17 protein-coding genes are annotated in these 17,403 nt (G+C 73.8%); 10 read left to right on the top strand and 7 right to left on the bottom strand.

From position 1 onward, the window contains the following. Nucleotides 1–76: 76 nt before the first annotated feature. Nucleotides 77–1,096 (bottom strand): Ppx/GppA family phosphatase, encoded by a 1,020-nt coding sequence (locus SM611_RS29160; protein WP_371953503.1) that lies wholly within the window; start codon nt 1,094–1,096, stop codon nt 77–79. A gap of 173 nt (nt 1,097–1,269) precedes the next feature. On the opposite strand from SM611_RS29160, the gene SM611_RS29155 reads away from it, so the two are divergent. Continuing rightward, a complete protein-coding gene (locus tag SM611_RS29155; protein WP_371953502.1) occupies nt 1,270–2,457 on the top strand; it encodes a zinc-dependent alcohol dehydrogenase in 1,188 nt (395 codons plus the stop codon). Between the two features lie 74 nt (nt 2,458–2,531). Further along, entirely contained in the window at nt 2,532–2,945 is a 414-nt protein-coding gene (locus SM611_RS29150) for a nuclear transport factor 2 family protein (RefSeq protein ID WP_443112150.1), read from the top strand. On the opposite strand, the gene SM611_RS29145 is transcribed toward SM611_RS29150, so the two are convergent. The 3 genes from SM611_RS29145 to SM611_RS29135 all read right to left on the bottom strand — a co-directional run bounded on the left by SM611_RS29145 (nt 2,836) and on the right by SM611_RS29135 (nt 6,780). Next, the gene (locus tag SM611_RS29145; RefSeq protein WP_371953501.1) at nt 2,836–3,282 is read right to left on the bottom strand and encodes a PucR family transcriptional regulator; all 447 of its coding nucleotides are present in this window, start codon (nt 3,280–3,282) and stop codon (nt 2,836–2,838) included. The genes SM611_RS29150 and SM611_RS29145 overlap by 110 nt on opposite strands. 260 nt (nt 3,283–3,542) lie before the next feature. Continuing rightward, a complete protein-coding gene (locus tag SM611_RS29140; RefSeq protein ID WP_371953500.1) occupies nt 3,543–3,932 on the bottom strand; it encodes a hypothetical protein in 390 nt (129 codons plus the stop codon). 751 nt (nt 3,933–4,683) lie between these two features. Continuing rightward, nucleotides 4,684–6,780 (bottom strand): catalase, encoded by a 2,097-nt coding sequence (locus SM611_RS29135; protein WP_371953499.1) that lies wholly within the window; start codon nt 6,778–6,780, stop codon nt 4,684–4,686. A 272-nt stretch (nt 6,781–7,052) separates the two neighbouring features. On the opposite strand from SM611_RS29135, the gene SM611_RS29130 reads away from it, so the two are divergent. From SM611_RS29130 to SM611_RS29115, 4 genes are all read left to right on the top strand, one after another. Next, nucleotides 7,053–8,330 carry a PucR family transcriptional regulator gene (locus SM611_RS29130; protein ID WP_371953498.1) on the top strand — a complete coding sequence of 426 codons (1,278 nt, stop codon included), beginning with the start codon at nt 7,053–7,055 and terminating at the stop codon, nt 8,328–8,330. Nucleotides 8,331–8,437: 107 nt separating this feature from the next. Beyond that, on the top strand, nt 8,438–8,794 hold the full coding sequence (locus tag SM611_RS29125; RefSeq protein WP_371953497.1) for a histone-like nucleoid-structuring protein Lsr2: 357 nt from the start codon (nt 8,438–8,440) through the stop codon (nt 8,792–8,794). A 17-nt stretch (nt 8,795–8,811) separates the two neighbouring features. Next, nucleotides 8,812–9,141 (top strand): histone-like nucleoid-structuring protein Lsr2, encoded by a 330-nt coding sequence (locus SM611_RS29120; protein ID WP_371953496.1) that lies wholly within the window; start codon nt 8,812–8,814, stop codon nt 9,139–9,141. 175 nt (nt 9,142–9,316) lie between these two features. Next, a complete protein-coding gene (locus SM611_RS29115; RefSeq protein WP_371953495.1) occupies nt 9,317–11,284 on the top strand; it encodes a CASTOR/POLLUX-related putative ion channel in 1,968 nt (655 codons plus the stop codon). Here the strand turns inward: SM611_RS29115 and SM611_RS29110 are convergent. Together SM611_RS29110 and SM611_RS29105 are read right to left on the bottom strand one after the other, a co-directional pair. Further along, on the bottom strand, nt 11,262–12,296 hold the full coding sequence (locus SM611_RS29110) for a hypothetical protein (RefSeq protein WP_371953494.1): 1,035 nt from the start codon (nt 12,294–12,296) through the stop codon (nt 11,262–11,264). The genes SM611_RS29115 and SM611_RS29110 overlap by 23 nt on opposite strands. A gap of 118 nt (nt 12,297–12,414) precedes the next feature. After that, the gene (locus tag SM611_RS29105; RefSeq protein ID WP_371953493.1) at nt 12,415–13,374 is read right to left on the bottom strand and encodes an MBL fold metallo-hydrolase; all 960 of its coding nucleotides are present in this window, start codon (nt 13,372–13,374) and stop codon (nt 12,415–12,417) included. A gap of 175 nt (nt 13,375–13,549) precedes the next feature. Between SM611_RS29105 and SM611_RS29100 the strand changes: the two genes are divergently transcribed. The 4 genes from SM611_RS29100 to SM611_RS29085 all read left to right on the top strand — a co-directional run bounded on the left by SM611_RS29100 (nt 13,550) and on the right by SM611_RS29085 (nt 16,842). After that, nucleotides 13,550–14,884, top strand: a complete 1,335-nt coding sequence (locus SM611_RS29100; RefSeq protein WP_371953492.1) for a hemolysin family protein — start codon at nt 13,550–13,552, stop codon at nt 14,882–14,884. Next, nucleotides 14,881–15,900 (top strand): hemolysin family protein, encoded by a 1,020-nt coding sequence (locus tag SM611_RS29095; RefSeq protein WP_371953491.1) that lies wholly within the window; start codon nt 14,881–14,883, stop codon nt 15,898–15,900. Before SM611_RS29100 ends, SM611_RS29095 begins: the two co-directional genes overlap by 4 nt. A gap of 77 nt (nt 15,901–15,977) precedes the next feature. After that, a complete protein-coding gene (locus SM611_RS29090) occupies nt 15,978–16,280 on the top strand; it encodes a helix-turn-helix domain-containing protein (protein ID WP_443112149.1) in 303 nt (100 codons plus the stop codon). Between the two features lie 4 nt (nt 16,281–16,284). Beyond that, nucleotides 16,285–16,842, top strand: coding sequence for a Clp protease N-terminal domain-containing protein (locus SM611_RS29085; protein ID WP_371953490.1), 558 nt, complete (start codon nt 16,285–16,287; stop codon nt 16,840–16,842). Between the two features lie 5 nt (nt 16,843–16,847). On the opposite strand, the gene SM611_RS29080 is transcribed toward SM611_RS29085, so the two are convergent. Continuing rightward, entirely contained in the window at nt 16,848–17,375 is a 528-nt protein-coding gene (locus SM611_RS29080; protein ID WP_371953489.1) for a hypothetical protein, read from the bottom strand. Nucleotides 17,376–17,403: the final 28 nt, after the last annotated feature.

The following is a 17,403-nucleotide window of genomic DNA, read 5'->3' as shown; positions in this document are numbered from 1 at the left end:
GAGCGTGCGCCGGGTGGCGCCGTCCTGGTCGCGGAACTGCCCGCCGCGCCGCGCGCCAAACGGGCCCGCGGGACGCTCAGGTGACGGCGCGCAGCGACGCGCCCCGCAGGGTCATGGGCCGCTGCTCGGGGAACGGCTCGGGAGCGCGCCCCCGCACCGCCTCGTCCAGCCGGTGCAGGAAGATGCCCTCGCGGAGCGCCCACGGGCAGACGTCGAGGCGGTCGAGGCGGAGGACGTCCATCACGCCCTCCGCCACGATCGCGCCCGCGAGGATCTGATGGGCGCGGGACGCCTTCACCCCGCGCAGCCGGGCCCGCTCCTCGTCCGGCATCTTCGCGAGCTTCGGGATCCAGTCGTGCAGATCGCGCCGGTCGAGGCGCCGCGCCCGGTAGGGTCCGGCCTTCGCCTTCGGCGCGCCGCACAGCAGGGCGAGCTGGGTGAACGTCTTGGACGTCGCCACGGCGCGGACCGGCGCCGGCAGCCCCGCGATCCCGGCCGTCGCCTCGTGGAGCACGGACCGGACGTGCGCGCGCAGCGCCCTCCGGGTGCGTTTGGGCACGGGCGGCCGCGGCGGCAGATGGTGCCGGGTGAGGCGGCCCGCGCCGAGCGGCACCGACAGCGCGACCTCCGGTTCCCGCCCGGCGCCGTAGGCCAGTTCCATGGAGCCGCCGCCGATGTCGGCGAGCAGCATCGGCCCGGCCGACCACCCGTACCAGCCGCGCGCGGCGAGGAACGTCAGCCGTGCCTCCCGCTCGCCGGTGAGGAACCCGAGCCGCACGCCGGTGGCGGCGCGGACCTCGGCGGCGACGTCGTCGCGGTTGGCGGCGTCGCGCAGCGCGGACGTCGCGTACGGGACCAGCTCGTCGACGCCGAGGGCCGCCGCGGCGGCGACCGCCTCCCGCACCGCGGCGATCAGCCGCCCGACGGCGGGCCGGCCGATGACGCCGTGCAGGTCGGTGGCCTCGGCCAGCCGGACGCTGCTCTTCACCGAGCGGACGGGCATGGGCGGCAGCCCGGGGACGAGGTCGGCGACCCGCAGGTGCGCCGAGTTGGAGCCGATGTCGAGCACGCCGAGGCGCAGGGGGGCATCGTTCATGCAGCCTGCTTTACCCCTTGTTTACGCTCTCAGTCCGGACCGGCCCGCCGGAACACCCCCGGCGGTCCGCACGGCGGCGGGCCCCCACCGCCGCCCGTGGCGGACGTTTCGCCCTGCTCGTCAGGGTAGGGCGGGCTGGGAACGAGGCCGTCCCGTGTCCGAGGAGGAAGACGATGAAGGCTGTCACCTGGCACGGCAAGCGCGACGTCCGCGTCGACAGCGTGCCGGATCCGACGATCAAGGAACCGGACGACGCGATCATCAGGGTGACCTCGTCCGGCATCTGCGGGTCGGACCTGCACCTGTACGAGGTGCTCGGGCCGTTCATCGACGAGGGCGACATCCTCGGCCACGAGCCGATGGGCGTCGTCGAGGAGACCGGCCCGGACGTCTCTCACGTCAAGCCCGGCGACCGCGTGGTCATCCCGTTCAACATCTCGTGCGGCCGGTGCCACATGTGCGGCATGCAGCTGTACGCGCAGTGCGAGACGACGCAGGTCCGCGAGCACGGCTCGGGGGCGGCGCTGTTCGGCTACACCAAGCTGTACGGGCAGGTGCCCGGCGCGCAGGCCGAGTACCTGCGGGTGCCGCAGGCGCACTTCGGCCCCATCAAGGTGCCGGAGGGCCCGCCGGACGAGCGGTTCGTGTACCTGTCGGACGTGCTGCCGACCGCGCGGCAGGCCGTGGACTGGGCGGACGTCCCGGACGGCGGGTCGGTCACCGTGCTCGGCCTCGGCCCGATCGGGCAGATGTGCGCGCGGATCGCCCGCCACCTCGGATACCGGGTGATCGCGGTCGACTTCGTCCCGGAGCGGCTGGAGATGGCGCGGCGGCACGGCATCGAGGTGGTCGACTCCGACGACGCCGACGACGTGCCCGACGCGGTCCGCCAGCTGACCGGGGGCCGCGGCACCGACTCGGTGATCGACGCGGTCGGCATGGAGGCGCACGGCTCGCCGGGCGCCAAGCTGGCGCAGACCCTCACCGGGCTGATGCCGGGCAACTCCGCCGCGCCGGTGATGCAGCGCGTCGGGGTGGACCGGCTCGCCGCGCTCGGCACCGCGATCGAGATCGTCCGGCGCGGCGGGACGATCTCCGTGATCGGCGTGTACGGCGGCATGACGGACCCGCTGCCGATGCTCAGGATGTTCGACAAGGGCATCGGGCTGCGGATGGGCCAGGCGCACGTCAAGAAGTGGATCGACGAGCTGATGCCGCTGGTCGCCGACGACGCCGACCCGCTCGGCGTGATGGACCTCGCCACGCACCGCTGGCCGCTGGAGAAGGCGCCGCGGGCGTACGAGATGTTCCAGAAGAAGCAGGACGGCGCGATCAAGGTGCTGCTGCAGCCGGGCGCCTGACGCCGCTCCCCGCGGTGATCGCGGACGGGCCCCGCTCCCCCTAGGCTTTCGCCACGTCCTCACGGGGCGTGCCGATGACCCGAGCCCTGGAGGTGGGCCCCATGCACCCGTTCCGCGCGGCCATTGAGAAGGGCGACGTCGACGCCCTCCCGGCGCTGCTGGCCGAGGACGTCACGTTCCTCAGCCCGGTCGCGTTCGCGCCGTACGAGGGGCGGGCCGCCGTCACCGCGATCCTGCGCGCGGTGACCCGGGTGTTCACCGGCTTCCGCTACGTCCGCGAGATCAGCGACGGCAGCGACCACGCGCTGGTGTTCAAGGCGCGGGTCGGCGACCGCGAGGTGCACGGCTGCGACTTCCTGCACCACGACGACACCGGGCTCATCGACGAGTTCTGCGTGATGGTCCGGCCGCTGTCGGGCGCCCGCGCGCTGGCGGACGCGATGGCGGTCGAGTTCGAGAAGGTCCGGCGGGAGATGGGGCTGGCGTGAGCGGTGGGGGCAGCGACGCCTCCTGCGCGCGGCGGCCCTCGCCCCCCGGGCGCGGGACGCGGTCGCTCGTCAGCCGCGCGGACGTGAGGGCGGCGCGGAACAGCTGGATGCCGCGCGCGGAGCTGGGGTCGACGCCGGACAGGTCCCGGATGCGGTCCAGCCGGTAGTGCAGGGTGCGGCGGTGGATCCACAGCTCGCGGGCGGCGCGCTCGCGGTCCAGGTTGCAGGCGAGCAGCACCTCCAGCGTCCGCCGCAGGTCGGTGCCGGCGTCGAGCGGCTTCAGCACGGCGGCGAGCCGGCCGCGGATCGCGGGCTGCTCCAGGATCGCCAGCTCCACCAGCAGCTCGTCCGCGCGGTAAGGGGAGGTCGCGGAAGCGCCCCAGGTCGTCGTCCGGCAGCGGCTCGCCGGTGAGGACGAGGGTGATGAGACGGGTGCAGGTCTCCCCGCGCCCGCCGAACATGGGCCCGGCGGCGCGCCGGATCGGCAGGTAGGCGGGGTGTCCGTGCAGGGCCTCGCCGACCGCTGCGGCGATCCGCGGGCCGTGCGAGACGAGGAGGTCGGAGAGTCGGCCGGGAGCGGTCATCGGCGCCGGCCCCCTAGGCCACGGCCAGGCGGGGCCTGGGCAGGTGGGCGACGGTCTCGTCGACCAGCCCGTGCAGTTCCCGGACGCACCCCGGCTCGCCGCCGAGGAGGTCGAGCAGGCAGTGCGCCCGCCCGACCAGCGGCGCGACGGACGCGGCGTAGGCGTCGACGACCTCGTCGTCGAGCATCCAGGCGGTCAGCTCGGCGCGCGCGGGCGCCGAGTGGCGGGCGGCGGCGTGCAGCGCCAGCCAGCCGCGCGACAGCTCCGCGCCGAGCGCGGCGCGGGTCGTGGCGGTCACCGGCAGGCCGGCGAGGAGCCGGGCGGGCAGGTGGCTGCCGACGGCGAGCGCGGTGAGCACCTTGCCGCCCGCGGCGGCGCCGCCGGGGCCGGGCGCGCGCCGCACCGTGCCGGCGCGCGGGGCCGCCTCGCCGGGACCCGGCCCCGGGGGGCCGCCCGCGCGACCGCAGCCCGTCGGCGCGGGCGGCCGGCTCCAGCAGGCCGCTGAAGAGCGGCATCCCCGGCACATGGTCGAGCGGATGATCGAAGTAGAAGGGATCCGACTCGTCGACGACCAGCGCGCGGAATCGCTCGATAACGGACGCGGCCATGCGCCCTCCCTCCAATTGCCGACCCTGCCTCCACGGCCCCCGCCTACCGAAAACGGCGTCGAGCGCCCTTCTCGGTAACGGCGGATAAGCCGATCGGACGGCCGTCATCTTGCTACAGAAATGCGCATCGATGAACTGCACCCCTGGGCAGTCCGGCCGGTGCCGGGCTGCCCAGGCAGGCAACCGGGCCCCGCCCGGGGAGGCGGCGCGCGGGGCCGTCCCGGCTTGGAAACCGCATGTCAGGGTCCGCTTGCAGGTCGCGGCGGGCCGCCTCGCGGGCCGACCGCGCACGTCACCCGGCCGCAATGCGGATCGATAGGCGCGCGTTTCACCGCGCCCGCCCGGCGCGTTTTACCGGACCGGTCGCACAAGATATATTTTCAGAATTTCGTTCAAATCAGCACGGATACCGGCGCGGCTGTGAGGTTGCCCACAATCAATTGGCAGAATGCGGTCATGCGGGAGCCCGGCCCGGCGGCGCGCACCGCGCCTCGGCGGACCGGGCCCGTCCCCGGTCCGTCCCCGCGGAGGGGGCGCCGGGTCCCGTCAGGCCGGCACGTGCGCCTTGGCCCGCGTCCAGTGCCGGTGCGCCTTGACCGCCGCGATCAGCTCGGCGGGGAACTCCGCGGTCGGGCCCTCGCCGGTGACGACGCCGCTGTCGCTGACCGTGTTCCCGTCGGCGAACTCCACGCCGGTGATCCCCGCGCGCTCCAGCAGCCCGATGCCGGCGTCGAGGGCGGCCACCGCCTTGCAGTGCACGAACGCCTCGGCGACGAAGTGGACGGCGTCGCCGTCCTGCGCGAGCGTCCGGACGCTCTCCTCCCCGCCCGGCACGAACACCGCGTCGTAGAGGACGGACGCGACGGTCGGCATGGCCCGGGTCACCTCGACCTGGCCGCCGTTGGCCGCCTGGACGTGGCCGTCCCCGGCGGCGAGCACCTCGCAGACCGCGCCCGCCTCGGTGAGCGCGTCCCCGACCGCGGTCACGGCGCCCGAGTCGACGCCGTCCGCCACCAGGAACGCGATCTTGCGGCCCTGGACCGAGTCCCCCGGCGCGTTCGCCTGGCTCAGCGCGGGCGAGCTGCGCCCGTGGTTGGCGGTCGCGGCCGTCCCGGGAGGCGTCACGCCGACGCCCTCGGCGACCCGGACGGCGAGGTCGTGGTCGACGTGGTCGAGGTGCCCCACGACGCCCTCGCGGATGTGCATGTGCTCGCACTTGCCGAGCTCGAACCGGAACGCGCCGACGATGTGCTCCTTCTCCCAGTCGGTCATGCTGTTCCAGAACAGCGTCGCCTGGGAGTAGTGGTCGGCGAAGCTCTCGCTGCGCTTGCGGATCTTGTTGCCGTCTACCCGCTCCTGGTAGTGGCTGAACGAGCCCGCACCGCCGACCGCCGGGCAGCCGCCCGACAGGGAGTTCTTGTGGTAGGCCGCCTGCGCCGGGTGGAGGTCCATCTGGTGGTAGCCGTCCCGGTGGTGGTTGCGCACCGGCGCGATCGGCCGGTTGACCGGGATCTGCGGGAAGTTGGGGCCGCCGAGCCGGATCAGCTGGGTGTCGAGGTAGGAGAACAGCCGCGCCTGCAGCAGCGGGTCGTTGGTGAAGTCGATGCCGGGCACGACGTTGGCGATGTGGAAGGCGACCTGCTCGGTCTCGGCGAAGAAGTTCCGCGGGTTGCGGTTCAGCACCATCGTGCCGACCGGCCGCACCGGCACCTCCTCCTCCGGAATGATCTTGGTCGCGTCGAGCAGGTCGAACCCGAACCTGTGCTCGTCCTCCTCGGGCACGAGCTGGACGCCGAACTCGTACTCGGGGAAGTCGCCGTCCTCGATCCGGTCCCACAGGTCGCGCCGGTTGAAGTCGGGGTCCTTGCCGGCGATCTTCTGGGTCTCGTCCCAGGCCAGCGAGTGGGTGCCGAGCTTCGGCTTCCAGTGGAACTTCACGAACGTGCCGCGGCCCTGCGCGTTGACCAGCCGGAACGTGTGGACGCCGAACCCCTGCATCATCGCGAAGCTGCGCGGGAGCGCCCGGTCCGACATCAGCCACATCATCATGTGCATGGTCTCGGGCTGGAGCTGCACGAAGTCCCAGAGGGTGTCGTGCGCGGACGACGCCTGCGGGATCTCGTTCGGCGGCTCCGGCTTCACCGCGTGCACGAAGTCGGGGAACTTGATGCCGTCCTGGATGAAGAACACCGGCATGTTGTTGCCGACGAGGTCGAAGTTCCCCTGCCGCGTGTAGAACTTCGTCGCGAAGCCGCGGACGTCCCGGACGGTGTCGGCCGACCCGCGCGAGCCGGCGACGGTGGAGAACCGCACGAACACCGGCGTCGTCAGCGACGTGTCGGTGAGGAACTCGGCCGTGGTGTACTCGGCGAGCGACTCGTGCAGCGTGAATTGACCGTACGCGCCGGCGCCGCGGGCGTGCACGACCCGCTCCGGAATCCGCTCGTGGTCGAAATGCGTGATCTTCTCGCGCATATGGAAGTCGTCGATCAGGGACGGGCCGCGCTCACCCGCGGAAAGGGTGTTGTCGGTGTCGTCGACCCGGATCCCCTGATCGGTGGTGAGCTCCGTGCCCTCGGGGCTCACCCGCCGTCGGTCCATCTGCTCCTGTTTCGGGTCCGCGCGGTCGGCGGGGTCGGCCATGGTCCAGCTCCCTCGACGGTGAATGGGCTTGCCGGGCGGCTACCCGCCGGTGCGTGCGGCATGCGCGCTTTGACCGGAACTTGAGGCCGTTCCGGCACACCCGTTTCCACGGCCGGCGCGAGCCCTTGTCAGCACGCTGACAAACGTGCCTCCATACGGTGAAGGAAGCTGAGTGTCGCTTATCACGCCGCCTACCTAGGTTGGGATCCACCGGGACGCCAGGCCGCCCGGAAGATGGCGCTTTCGCAGAAGGCTGAGCGGGAGGTGGCACCGTGACCGCGGCATACGAAGAGGCGCACTCCGGATCACCGGTCCTGGAGAGCCTGACGGAGGAGCCCTGGCGGGACGTCCCGGCGGAGGAGGCGCGCTGGATGCGGCCCCACCTGCCCGGGCTGCTCGGCGTGATGGTGAAGGGCGTGCTGCGCCTCGTCCCCGAGTACGACCGGCCGGGCGACGCGGCCTACTGGCGGGTGGCGGAGGCCGCGGTCGCGCACGCGATGGAGCACTTCGTGCAGATGATCGCCGACCCGGACACCTCATGGAAGGAGGTGTCCCAGGTCTTCTTCGACGTCGGCTACGGAGAGGCCGTCGAGGGCCGCAGCCTGGAGCACCTGCAGAACGCGATGCGGGTCGGGTCGCGGATCGCCTGGCGGCACCTCGCGGTCGAGGCCGAGCGGCTCGGCCGCCCCCGCGCGCTGATCAGCCTGCTCGCCGAGGCGAACTTCGCCTACCTGGACGCGCTGGCGTCCGCGGCGGCGCACGGCTACGCGCGCGCCCGGGAGAAGGCGGCCGGGGAGCGCGAGCAGCGCCGCGGCCGGCTGCTGACGCTGCTGCTGTCGGACCCGCCGGCGCCGCCCGAGGTCGCCCGCGAGCAGTCCGCGCGGGCCGGCTGGCCGCTGCCGCGCCGGCTGGCGGTGATCGTGCTGCGGCCGCGGCCGGGCAACGGCGGCGAGGGCCCGGCGGGGCTGCCGCCGTCCCTGCTGACCGGCCTGGACCACGGCCGGCCCTGCCTGATCATGCCCGACCCGGACGGCCCCGGCCGGATCGACGAGCTGACCGCGACGCTCGTCGGCTGGACGGGCGCGATCGGCCCGTCCGTCCCGGTCGAGCAGGCCGGGACGTCGCTGCTGTGGGCGCGGCGCGCGCTCGACCTCGCCCCCGCCGCGCCCCGCCGCCCGGCCCGGTCCGCGCCCGCCGGCGGGCGCGCGGCCCGGCGCGCCGGGGTGCTCGTCCGGGCCGAGGAGCACCTGCCGGGCCTGCTGCTGCGCGAGGGCGGCACGCTCGCCGAGATCGTGGCGTCCCGGCGGCTGGCCCCACTGGACGAGGCCGGGCCCCGGCAGGGCCTGCGGCTCGCCGTGACGCTGCTGGAGTGCATGAAGCACGGCTTCAACGCCACCGGCGCCGCCGAGGTCCTGTGCGTGCACCCGCAGACCGTCCGCTACCGGCTGGCGCAGCTCCACGAGATGTTCGGCTTCGACATCGAGGACCCGGAGATCCGGCTGGAGATGATGCTCCTCCTGCATACCTGGATCCGGCGCCACGAAGGCTGACATCTCCGCCCTCCCCGTCCCGCCCCCCGTGTCCCATCCCTGGTCGACCCGGAATCCGCTACGGTCGGGGACGCCGCGTAGGCGAGGGGAAGGAAGACACAGAGCACATGGCCGAGAAGGTCATTCGCGTGGACGACATCGACGGCTCCGAAGGCGGCGATGTCGTAAAGCGAGACTTCGAAGTCTTGGGTCGGACGTTCACGATCGACTTGAGCGATGACAACTACAAGCGGCTGAACGAGATGCTGGACGCCCTCGCGCCCTTCATCGAGAACGCCGCGGAGGTGAAGCCCGCCGGGAAGGGCCGCAAGTCCCGCGTCGCGAAGATCAAGGGCTACACGAACGGCGATGTCCGCGAGTGGGCATTGCGTCAGGACATCGAAGTCTCCGAACGTGGCAAGATATCGGATGAGGTCTATGCTGCATTCATCGAGGCACATCCGGACGCCAGGCCGGACGTATAGCTAGAGGGAGTCCCCGCATGGCACAGAAGGTCGAAGTCCTTCTCGTGGACGACATCGACGGCGGAGAGGCTGACGAGACCGTCAGCTTTTCCCTCGATGGCACCACTTACGAGATCGACCTGAGCAAGAAGAACGCCGCCAAGCTGCGCAACGGCCTGGAGCCGTTCGTGGCGAGCGCCCGCAAGGCGCGCAAGACCACCGGCCGCGCGGGCCGCGGGTCGCGCACCGCGGGCAGCCGCGAGCGCTCCGCCGAGATTCGCGAGTGGGCGAAGAACCACGGCATCAAGGTCAATGAGCGGGGCCGTATCCCCGCCAATGTGATCGAGCAGTACGAGGCCGCCCACTAGCGGCCGCGCGGCCGGCTGCGTTCCGGCACGGCACCGAGGGGCCGGGGTGGAATTCTCACACCCCGGCCCCTTCCGTGCGCACCGGGAAAATCGCTAATTAGGAGAGAATGCCGGGAATGGTGTGAGTCATCGCAATAGGCTGGGGGCGGGCAACGGCTGGAGGGGGGCGGACCGGTTGGCACCTGTGACGCGACGGGACCGGGTCCGGTACTGGTTCGACCGGACGATGTCGAAGGGGACGCCCGCGCTGATCGGCTGGCTCGGCCTCGCATCGGTGGCGCTGGTGCTCGTGGTGGCGAGCGCGGCCGTCGTCCTGGCGCCGCGCGACAGCGAGGAGAACGGGCACTGGCCCGGCATGGTCTGGCGGAGCCTGCTGCGCACGCTCGACCCCGGCACGATGGGCGACGACACCGGCACCGGCCCGTTCCTGGCGCTCATGCTCGTGTCCACCATCGGCGGCATCTTCATCGTCAGCTCGCTGATCGGCGTGCTCACCACCGGCCTCGAGGCGAAGATCGGCGAGCTGCGCAAGGGCCGGTCGCGGATCGTCGAGCACGGGCACACCGTGCTGCTCGGCTGGTCGGAGCAGGTGTTCACCGTCGTCGCCGAGCTGGTGGAGGCCAACCAGAGCAAGCGCAGATCATGCGTGGCGATCCTCGCCAACCGCGACAAGGTCGAGATGGAGGACGCGATCCGCGCCCGGGTCGGCGACCTCGGCCGCACCCGGATCGTGTGCCGCACCGGCGACCCGCTGAAGGTCGCCGACGTGGAGCTGGTCAGCCCCGGCACCGCGCGCTCCATCCTCATCGTCACCCCGGAGCTGGAGGACGCCGACACCCGCGTCATCAAGGTGCTGCTGTCGCTCGGCGCCCGGACGTGGGAGCGCGACCCCCCGCACGTCGTCGCCGCGGTGCACGACTCGGCCAACCTGCCCGCCGCGCGCCTCGCCGGCGGCGACCGCGCGCACATCATCGACGCCGACGACGTCGCGATCCGGCTGATCGTGCAGTCGCACCGCCAGTCGGGCCTGTCGCAGGTCTGCACCGAGCTGCTCGACTTCGCCGGCCACGAGTTCTACATGCGGCCCGAGCCGTCCCTCGCGGGACGGCCGTTCGGCGAGTCGCTGTCGGCCTACGACCTCGGCGTCCCGGCCGGACTGCGGCGCCATGACGGGACCGTGCTGCTCAACCCGCCGATGGACACCGTGATCCGCGCCGACGACGAGATCATCATCCTGGCCGAGGACGACCTGCTCATCAGCCTCGCCGGCGACCGCGGACCAGCCGTCCGGGAGGAGGCGATCAGCACCGCCGTCGCGCGGGAGCCGGTGCCCGAGCGGACCCTGATGCTCGGCTGGAACCACCGCGCCCCCAAGATCATCGAGCTGCTGGACGAGTTCCTCGCCCCCGCGTCGGAGCTGACCGTGGCCGCGCCGCGGGAGGACCCCACCGAGAGCCTGCCGGCCCCCGCGAACCTCAAGATCGATTTCGTCCGGGCGGAGCCGACCGAGCGGCCGTCGCTGGAGTCCCTCGACGTCGGCTCCTACCAGAAGGTCATCGTCCTGTCGGACGCCGGCCACGCCCCCGACCACGCCGACGCCCGCACCCTCGTCACACTCCTGCACCTGCGCGACATGGCGGACGCGCTGGGCGCCCCACCCCCCGCCCGGGGGGCGACCCCCCACACCCCCCGACACGACCCACCCACCCGTGGGGGGACGACCCCCCACACCCCCCGACACGACCCTTTTGCCATCGTCAGCGAAATGCACGACGACGCCAACCGGGAGATCGCCCAGGTCACCAAGGCCGACGACTTCGTGGTCAGCGAGAAGCTGATCAGCCTGATGCTCACCCAGCTCAGCGAGAACCGCCACCTGTACGACGTCTTCGTGGACCTGCTCGACCCGGCCGGCTCGGAGATCTACCTCAAGCCCGCCTGCGACTACCTGGTGCCGGGCGTGCAGGCGAACTTCGCGACGCTGATCGAGTCCGCGCGGCGGCGCGGCGAGGTCGCCCTCGGCTACCGGATCACCGCGCGGTTCCACGAGCCGCCCGGCTACGGCGTGGCGCTCAACCCGGACAAGGCGGCGCCGATCACCCTGGCCGCCGACGACCGCGTCATCGTGCTCGCCGAGGACTGACCCCGCAGTCCCCCGGCGGCGGGGCCAGGTCGCGGCCCGCGCGCAGCGCCCCGGCGACGCGCTCGCGCAGCGCCAGCTCGGCGCGGTGGGCGTCCTCGGCCATGCCGCGGATCTCCGCGCCCGCCATCTCGTCCCCGACGGTGCTCGCCAGCAGGTCCCGGTAGCGGGCGTTCTGCTCCGGCAGCGCCTGCACCACCAGCGACTCGTGGTAGGCGTCGTCGGCCTCGCCGGCGCGGCGCGCGTACGCCTCCAGCGCCTCGATCCGCCCGGTGACCGAGCCGATCGACAGTTCGAGGGCGCGGTCCTGCGGCTCCAGCAGCGCCAGGACCCGCGGCGAGAGCCGGTCGGGCCGCTGGGCGAGGCGTTCCCGGCGCAGCCGGCTGTGCTCGGCGAGGGCGCCCGCGATCGCCCACTCCTGCCGGGGCAGGACGACCGTGTTGTTGACGTCGTCGAGCAGCCCGGCACCGTGGGACCGCGACCCGAGGACGGCGTCGACGGCCCGCTGGGCGCGGACGAGCAGCCGCGCGGCGGGCCGGTCGAAGTCGGCGGGCAGCAGGTAGGAGCCGTGGTGCTCGCGCGCGGCGCGGGCGGCGGCCGGCTCCTGCACGTGCCGCAGCGCGCCCGCCGCCCAGGCGGTGAAGCTGGCGGCGGCGAGGACGGCGGCGGCCCCGGCCTGGCCGAGCAGCAGCAGGAGGATCTGCAGGGCCGGGGTGAGCATCATCGCGAGGACGGGCAGCCGCCCCCAGCGCGTCGCGCCGCCCAGCATCTCGTCGTCGTCCAGCGAGCCGAGGAGGCAGACGCGCAGCCAGCCGCCGGGCAGGACGCCGTAGAAGACGGCGAACGCCGGGATCCACACGAGCCGCGCCACGATCGTGGGAGCGCGCAGCCGCGGCGGCGGCGGCGCCGGCAGGTGGGCCGCGACCAGCCGTTCGGGCGCCGCGGCGAGCAGGGTGCGGACCTCGTCGCCGAGGGCCGGGTCGAACACCGGACGGGGACGGTCTTCTCCGGTCATCGCCACTCCCCTCCGGGTCCGGGCGTCCGGCGGCCGCGGACGGAGTCAATCCTCGCCGACGAACCCGGTCGATTGCGGATTGTCACGAGATCCAGGCATCGCATGGCCACCGCCCCGGTCAGTCCTGGAGCTCCGCCCAGACCTCCCGGTCGCGGTCCGCCGTCCAGATCCGGGGGCGCTCGACGCCGTCCAGCTCGTCCCACAGGCGGGACACGTCGAACGGCAGGCAGTGCTCGAAGATCGGCCAGCCGCCGTAGGCGGGCGCGAGGGCGGCGTGCACGGCGGCGAACGCGTCCTTGAGCGTGCCGCCGTCCCGCCGGACCCGGCCCGCCTCGCCGGTCATCGTGGTGAGGAAGTCGCGGGTCTGGCCGACGGCGGCGCGGGCGGCGTCCCGGCCGTGCGCGACGGCGCCGCGCCCGCCGACGAGGGTCTCGGCACCGAACGAGTTCACGTGGTCGAGCGTGCCGGACGCCCACTCCCGGTGGAACGCGTCGCCGGTGTAGAGCGCCGCCTGCGTCTCGACGAGGTCGCCGGCGAACAGGACGCGGTGCCGGGGAAGCCACGCCACGATGTCGCCCTCGGTGTGCCCGCGCCCGCAGTACGCCAGGTCGAGGTCGCCGCGATCGCCGCCGAGGTCGATGGTCAGCGTGCCGGTGAACGTCACCGACGGCCAGGTGAGGCCGGGAATGCCGTCGGGGTCCTTGAACAGCCGGGGCATCCGGCCGAGCTCGGACTCCCAGTCCTGCTTGCCGCGCTCGGTGATGAGCGCGCGGGTCAGGTCGTGCGCGATCACCACCGGGGCGCCGAACGCGCTCGCGCCGAGCGTCCGGACGGCGTGGTAGTGCGACAGGACCAGGTAGCGGATCGGCTTGTCGGTGTGCGCGCGCAGCACGGTGAGCCAGTCGCGGGCGGCGGCGGGCGTGGCGAGGGCCTCGAAGCAGACCAGGAAGTCCTCGCCCTCGACGGCGCCCACGTTCGGGTCGCCTTCGGCCGTCAGCGCGTACACGCCGTCGGCGAGGATCTCCAGCGTCGGCGTCTTGTCGCCCAGATCTGCGGACGACGCGAACGGTCTGGGCATCGGGCCCCCTCGCACTCGTGGCCGCGGCTCCTGCTCGCTCATGGGTTCATTCCACGCAGAGCGGTCGATAACCGTCCGGGGATCGGGAGAGACACCGTCCCGCCGGGGTAAGGAAGATCGTGGACGGCGGCGCCGGCGGAGGCGCTCGCGGCCGCCCGCGGCGGAGGGAGACCGGGTGAACGGCGCGCTCGGGCTGCTGGCCGTGCTGGTGCTGACGGCCGCGACCGGCTACTTCGTGGCGCAGGAGTTCGCGTTCGTCACCGCGGACCGGCCGGCGCTCGACCAGCGGGCGGCCGAGGGCGACCGGGCGTCCGCGCGGGCGCTGCGGGTGATGGGGCGGCTGTCGTTCATGCTCTCCGGCGCCCAGCTCGGCATCACGGTGACCGCGCTGGTCGTGGGGTTCATCGCCAAGCCCGCGCTGGCCGACCTGCTCGACCCGGTGCTGCGCGCGGGCGGGGTCCCGGACGCGGCGGCGGGCGGCGTGGCGGTGGCGCTCGGGTTCGTCCTGGCCACCGTGGTCCAGATGGTGCTGGGCGAGCTGTTCCCGAAGAACCTGGCGCTGGCGCGGGCGGAGCCGCTGGCCCGCGCGCTCGCCGGGTCCACGCTGGTCTACCTGATGGTGGCGGGACCGCTGATCAGGCTGTTCGACGCGTCCGCGAACCGGCTCGTCCGCGCCGTCGGCATCGAGCCGGTCGAGGAGCTGCACCACGGCGCGACGCTGGAGGAGCTCGGGCACATCATCGGCGAGTCCGGCGAGCAGCTGCCGGCGGGCCAGGTCGACCTGCTGGAGCGCGCGCTGGCCTTCTCCGAGCGCGACGCCGAGGAGGTCATGGTGCCGCGGGTGGACGTGATCACCGTGCAGGCGTCCGCGCGGGCGGCCGAGCTGAGCGACGTCATCTCCGCGAGCGGGCACACGCGCTACCCCGTCCTCGGTGAAGGGGTGGACGACGTCGTCGGCGTCGTCGGGCTGGAGGAGCTGGTCGTGCTGGACCCGGACGAGGCGGCGCGCACCGGCGTCGGCGAGATCGCCCGGCCGCCGCTGCTGCTGCCGTCGTCGCTGCCGCTGCCGGAGGTGGTGCTGCGGCTGCAAGGCGCGGCCGAGCCGCTGGCCTGCGTGGTGGACGAGTACGGGGGCTTCGCCGGCATCGTCACCTGGGAGGACGTCGCCGAGGAGCTGGTCGGGGAGATCGCCGACGAGAACGAGCCGGGCGAGGACCTCGCGATCCGGACCGGCGAGTGGTGGACGACCGACGCCGGCCTGCGGATCGACGAGGTCGCCCACGAGACCGGCATCGCGCTGCCGGAGGGCGACTACGAGACCGTGGCGGGCCTGCTGCTGAAGCGGCTCGGCCGGGTGGCGGCGCCCGGCGACGTGGTCAGCGTGGACATCCCGCCGGACCGGCTGGACGAGCCGCCCCGCACGGCCGTCGTGGAGGTCCTGACGATCCACCGGCACGTGCCCGAGCTGATCCGCGTCCGGACCGTCGAGACCGCCCGGGAGGACCGGTGAACCTCGCACTCGGCGCGCCCGTCACGCTGGCGCTGCTGGCCGGCAACGGGTTCTTCGTCGCCACCGAGTTCGCGCTGGTGGCCGCGCGCCGGCCGCGGCTGGAGCGGGCCGCGGCGCGCGGCGGGCGCGCCGCCGGCGCCGCGGTCGCGGGGATCGACGAGCTGTCGCTGACGCTCGCGGGCGCGCAGCTCGGCATCACGATGTGCTCGCTCGGTCTCGGCCTCGTGTCCGAGCCGGTGTTCGCGGGGGCGCTGAGCCCGCTGTTCCACTCCGCCGGGCTGCCCGGCGGGGCCGCGCACGCGGTCGCGTTCGTGCTGGCGCTGGCGCTGGTGACGTTCCTGCACATGGTGGTCGGGGAGATGGCGCCGAAGTCGTGGGCGATCGCCGACCCGGAGCGGTCCGCGACCGTGCTGGGGCTGCCGTTCCGGGCGTTCACGACCGTCGTCCGCCCGGCGCTGGCGGCCCTGAACGGCACGACGAACCTGCTGCTGCGCGCGGCCGGCGTCCGGCCCGCCGACTCGCGGGAGGTGTCGCGCACGCCGGAGCAGCTGCGCAGCATCGCGCAGGAGTCGCGGCGGCTCGGGCTGATCGAGGAGAGCGAGCTGACGCTGCTCACCACCGCGCTGGACGCGCCGCGCACGCCGCTGGCCGACCTGGTCGTCCCGGTGTCCGGCATCGTGTCGGTGCCGGTGACGGCGTCCCCGCAGGAGGTCGTGGACGCCGCCGCCCGCAGCGGGCACACGCGGCTCATGCTGCGCGGCTCGGGCCGGCCGGGCGCCGCGCGGATGGTGCACGTCCGGGACGCCTACCTGGCCCGCGCGCGGGGACTCGCGACGCCGGCCGGGGAGCTGGCGCACCCGGTCCCGGCGATGCCGGTCGGGACCCCGGTCGGCGAGGCCGTGGCCGTCCTGAAGTCGCACCACAGCCATCTGGGCCTGGCCATCGCCCGGGACGGCGGCGTCGCCGGGCTGGTCAGCCTGGACGACCTGCTCACCACGCTGCTGGCCGTCCGCTGAGCCGCGGCGGTCGGCGGCCCGAGCCTCGATCGTCAACGTTGGTTGACATGGCGCTGATGTCAACCTACATTGACAGCATGAGCGATGGAGATGGCGTGACGCTCGCCCAGGAGGCGAGCAGCCGCGACCCGGCCGTGGGCCTGCGGGCCGTGCGGGCGCTGCGCGAGCTGGCCGAGCGGCTGGAGGCGCTGCAGGTCGCCAGCGCCCGCGACCAGGGCTGGTCCTGGCAGGAGATCGCGGTCTGCCTCGGCGTGAGCCGGCAGGCCGTCCACAAGAAGCACGGCGGCGGACGCCGCCTCTCACTCCCGGCGAAGCCGGGCGGGGGGCGCGGAGCGTCGCCCGCCCCCGACACCGGCACCACGCAGAAGAAGGAGCGGTAGGACGATGTTCGAGCGTTTCACCCAGGGAGCGCGGCAGGCCGTGACGGGAGCCCAGGCGGAGGCGCGGGCCATGCACGATCACCACATCGGCACCGAGCACGTCCTGCTCTCCCTGCTGACCGGCGACGACCCCGTCGCGCGCGCCCTCCGCGAGGCCGGCCTGGACGCCGGCGACCTGCGCGCCCGGATCGTCCGGGTCAACCGGTCCGGCGGGGACGTCCTCGACTCCGACGCGCTGCGGAGCATCGGGATCGACCTCGACGCCGTCCGGGAGGCGACCGAGGAGAGCTTCGGCGAAGGCGCGCTCGACGTGCCCGCGGGCAAGCTCCACCGCTACGGCCGGGGGCACATCCCGTTCACGCCGAAGGCGAAGAAGGCCATGGAGCTGAGCCTGCGGCACGCGATCCGGCTCAAGCAGAAGCAGATCCGCGGCGGCCACATCCTGCTCGGCGTCCTGCACGACGACGACTTCCTCGCGGCGCGGCTCGCGGTGGAGGCCGGGGTGGACGTCAGAGCGCTGCGCGCCGACGTCGAGCGGCTGCTCACGGCCGAGGCCGCCTGACCGGCTCAGCCGCGCATGGCCTCCCAACCCCGGACGTAGGCGGCGGCGCAGTACCTCCTGCGGAGCGGGTCGTCCGGGAAGCGGCGGCGGCACTCGGCGTCGATCCAGGACGGCGGCGCCGGACGCGCGGCACGCGTCTTGCGCTTCACGGTCGGGCGGGCGCGCGGCCTGTCCGGCACGGCCGGGCGGCGCGATGCGGCCGGAGTGCGGCGCGATGACCTCGGGGCCGGGCGACCGCGGTGGCGGGCCGGTTCCGGCGACGGCGCGGCGGTCACGGCGTCCACGGGCTCGGGCCGTTCGGCCGGCGGCGCGGGCCGCTTCGCGGGCGGCGGCTGCGTGGCGGCGTCCGGCGTCACCGAGCGGGACGCCGTCCGCAGCTCCCCGTAGGCGGCCGCGATCAGGCCGGCGCCGAGGACGAGCACGACGACGGCGGCGAGCAGCGGCCACGGCGCGCGGAGCGCCCGCCGGCGGGTGGGCGGGCTCGGCTCGGCCCGGGTGAATCCGGCGGGCGGGAGACTGGAAGAAAGGCGCACCCCACGATGCTCACGCTAAGTAGCCGTC

Source organism: Actinomadura monticuli (genome assembly GCF_041463655.1).
GTDB lineage: Bacteria > Actinomycetota > Actinomycetes > Streptosporangiales > Streptosporangiaceae > Spirillospora > Spirillospora monticuli.
This window is presented reverse-complemented; position numbering and strand designations above follow the sequence as displayed.

What these genes read in the sequence shown, in the direction of transcription:
- SM611_RS29160 (WP_371953503.1), bottom strand. Translation starts at nt 1,096, where the DNA reads ATGAACGATGCCCCCCTGCGCCTCGGCGTGCTCGACATCGGCTCCAAC.
- SM611_RS29155 (WP_371953502.1), top strand. Translation starts at nt 1,270, where the DNA reads ATGAAGGCTGTCACCTGGCACGGCAAGCGCGACGTCCGCGTCGACAGC.
- SM611_RS29150 (WP_443112150.1), top strand. Translation starts at nt 2,532, where the DNA reads ATGACCCGAGCCCTGGAGGTGGGCCCCATGCACCCGTTCCGCGCGGCC.
- SM611_RS29135 (WP_371953499.1), bottom strand. Translation starts at nt 6,780, where the DNA reads ATGGCCGACCCCGCCGACCGCGCGGACCCGAAACAGGAGCAGATGGAC.
- SM611_RS29125 (WP_371953497.1), top strand. Translation starts at nt 8,438, where the DNA reads ATGGCCGAGAAGGTCATTCGCGTGGACGACATCGACGGCTCCGAAGGC.
- SM611_RS29120 (WP_371953496.1), top strand. Translation starts at nt 8,812, where the DNA reads ATGGCACAGAAGGTCGAAGTCCTTCTCGTGGACGACATCGACGGCGGA.
- SM611_RS29110 (WP_371953494.1), bottom strand. Translation starts at nt 12,296, where the DNA reads ATGACCGGAGAAGACCGTCCCCGTCCGGTGTTCGACCCGGCCCTCGGC.
- SM611_RS29105 (WP_371953493.1), bottom strand. Translation starts at nt 13,374, where the DNA reads ATGCCCAGACCGTTCGCGTCGTCCGCAGATCTGGGCGACAAGACGCCG.
- SM611_RS29090 (WP_443112149.1), top strand. Translation starts at nt 15,978, where the DNA reads ATGAGCGATGGAGATGGCGTGACGCTCGCCCAGGAGGCGAGCAGCCGC.
- SM611_RS29085 (WP_371953490.1), top strand. Translation starts at nt 16,285, where the DNA reads ATGTTCGAGCGTTTCACCCAGGGAGCGCGGCAGGCCGTGACGGGAGCC.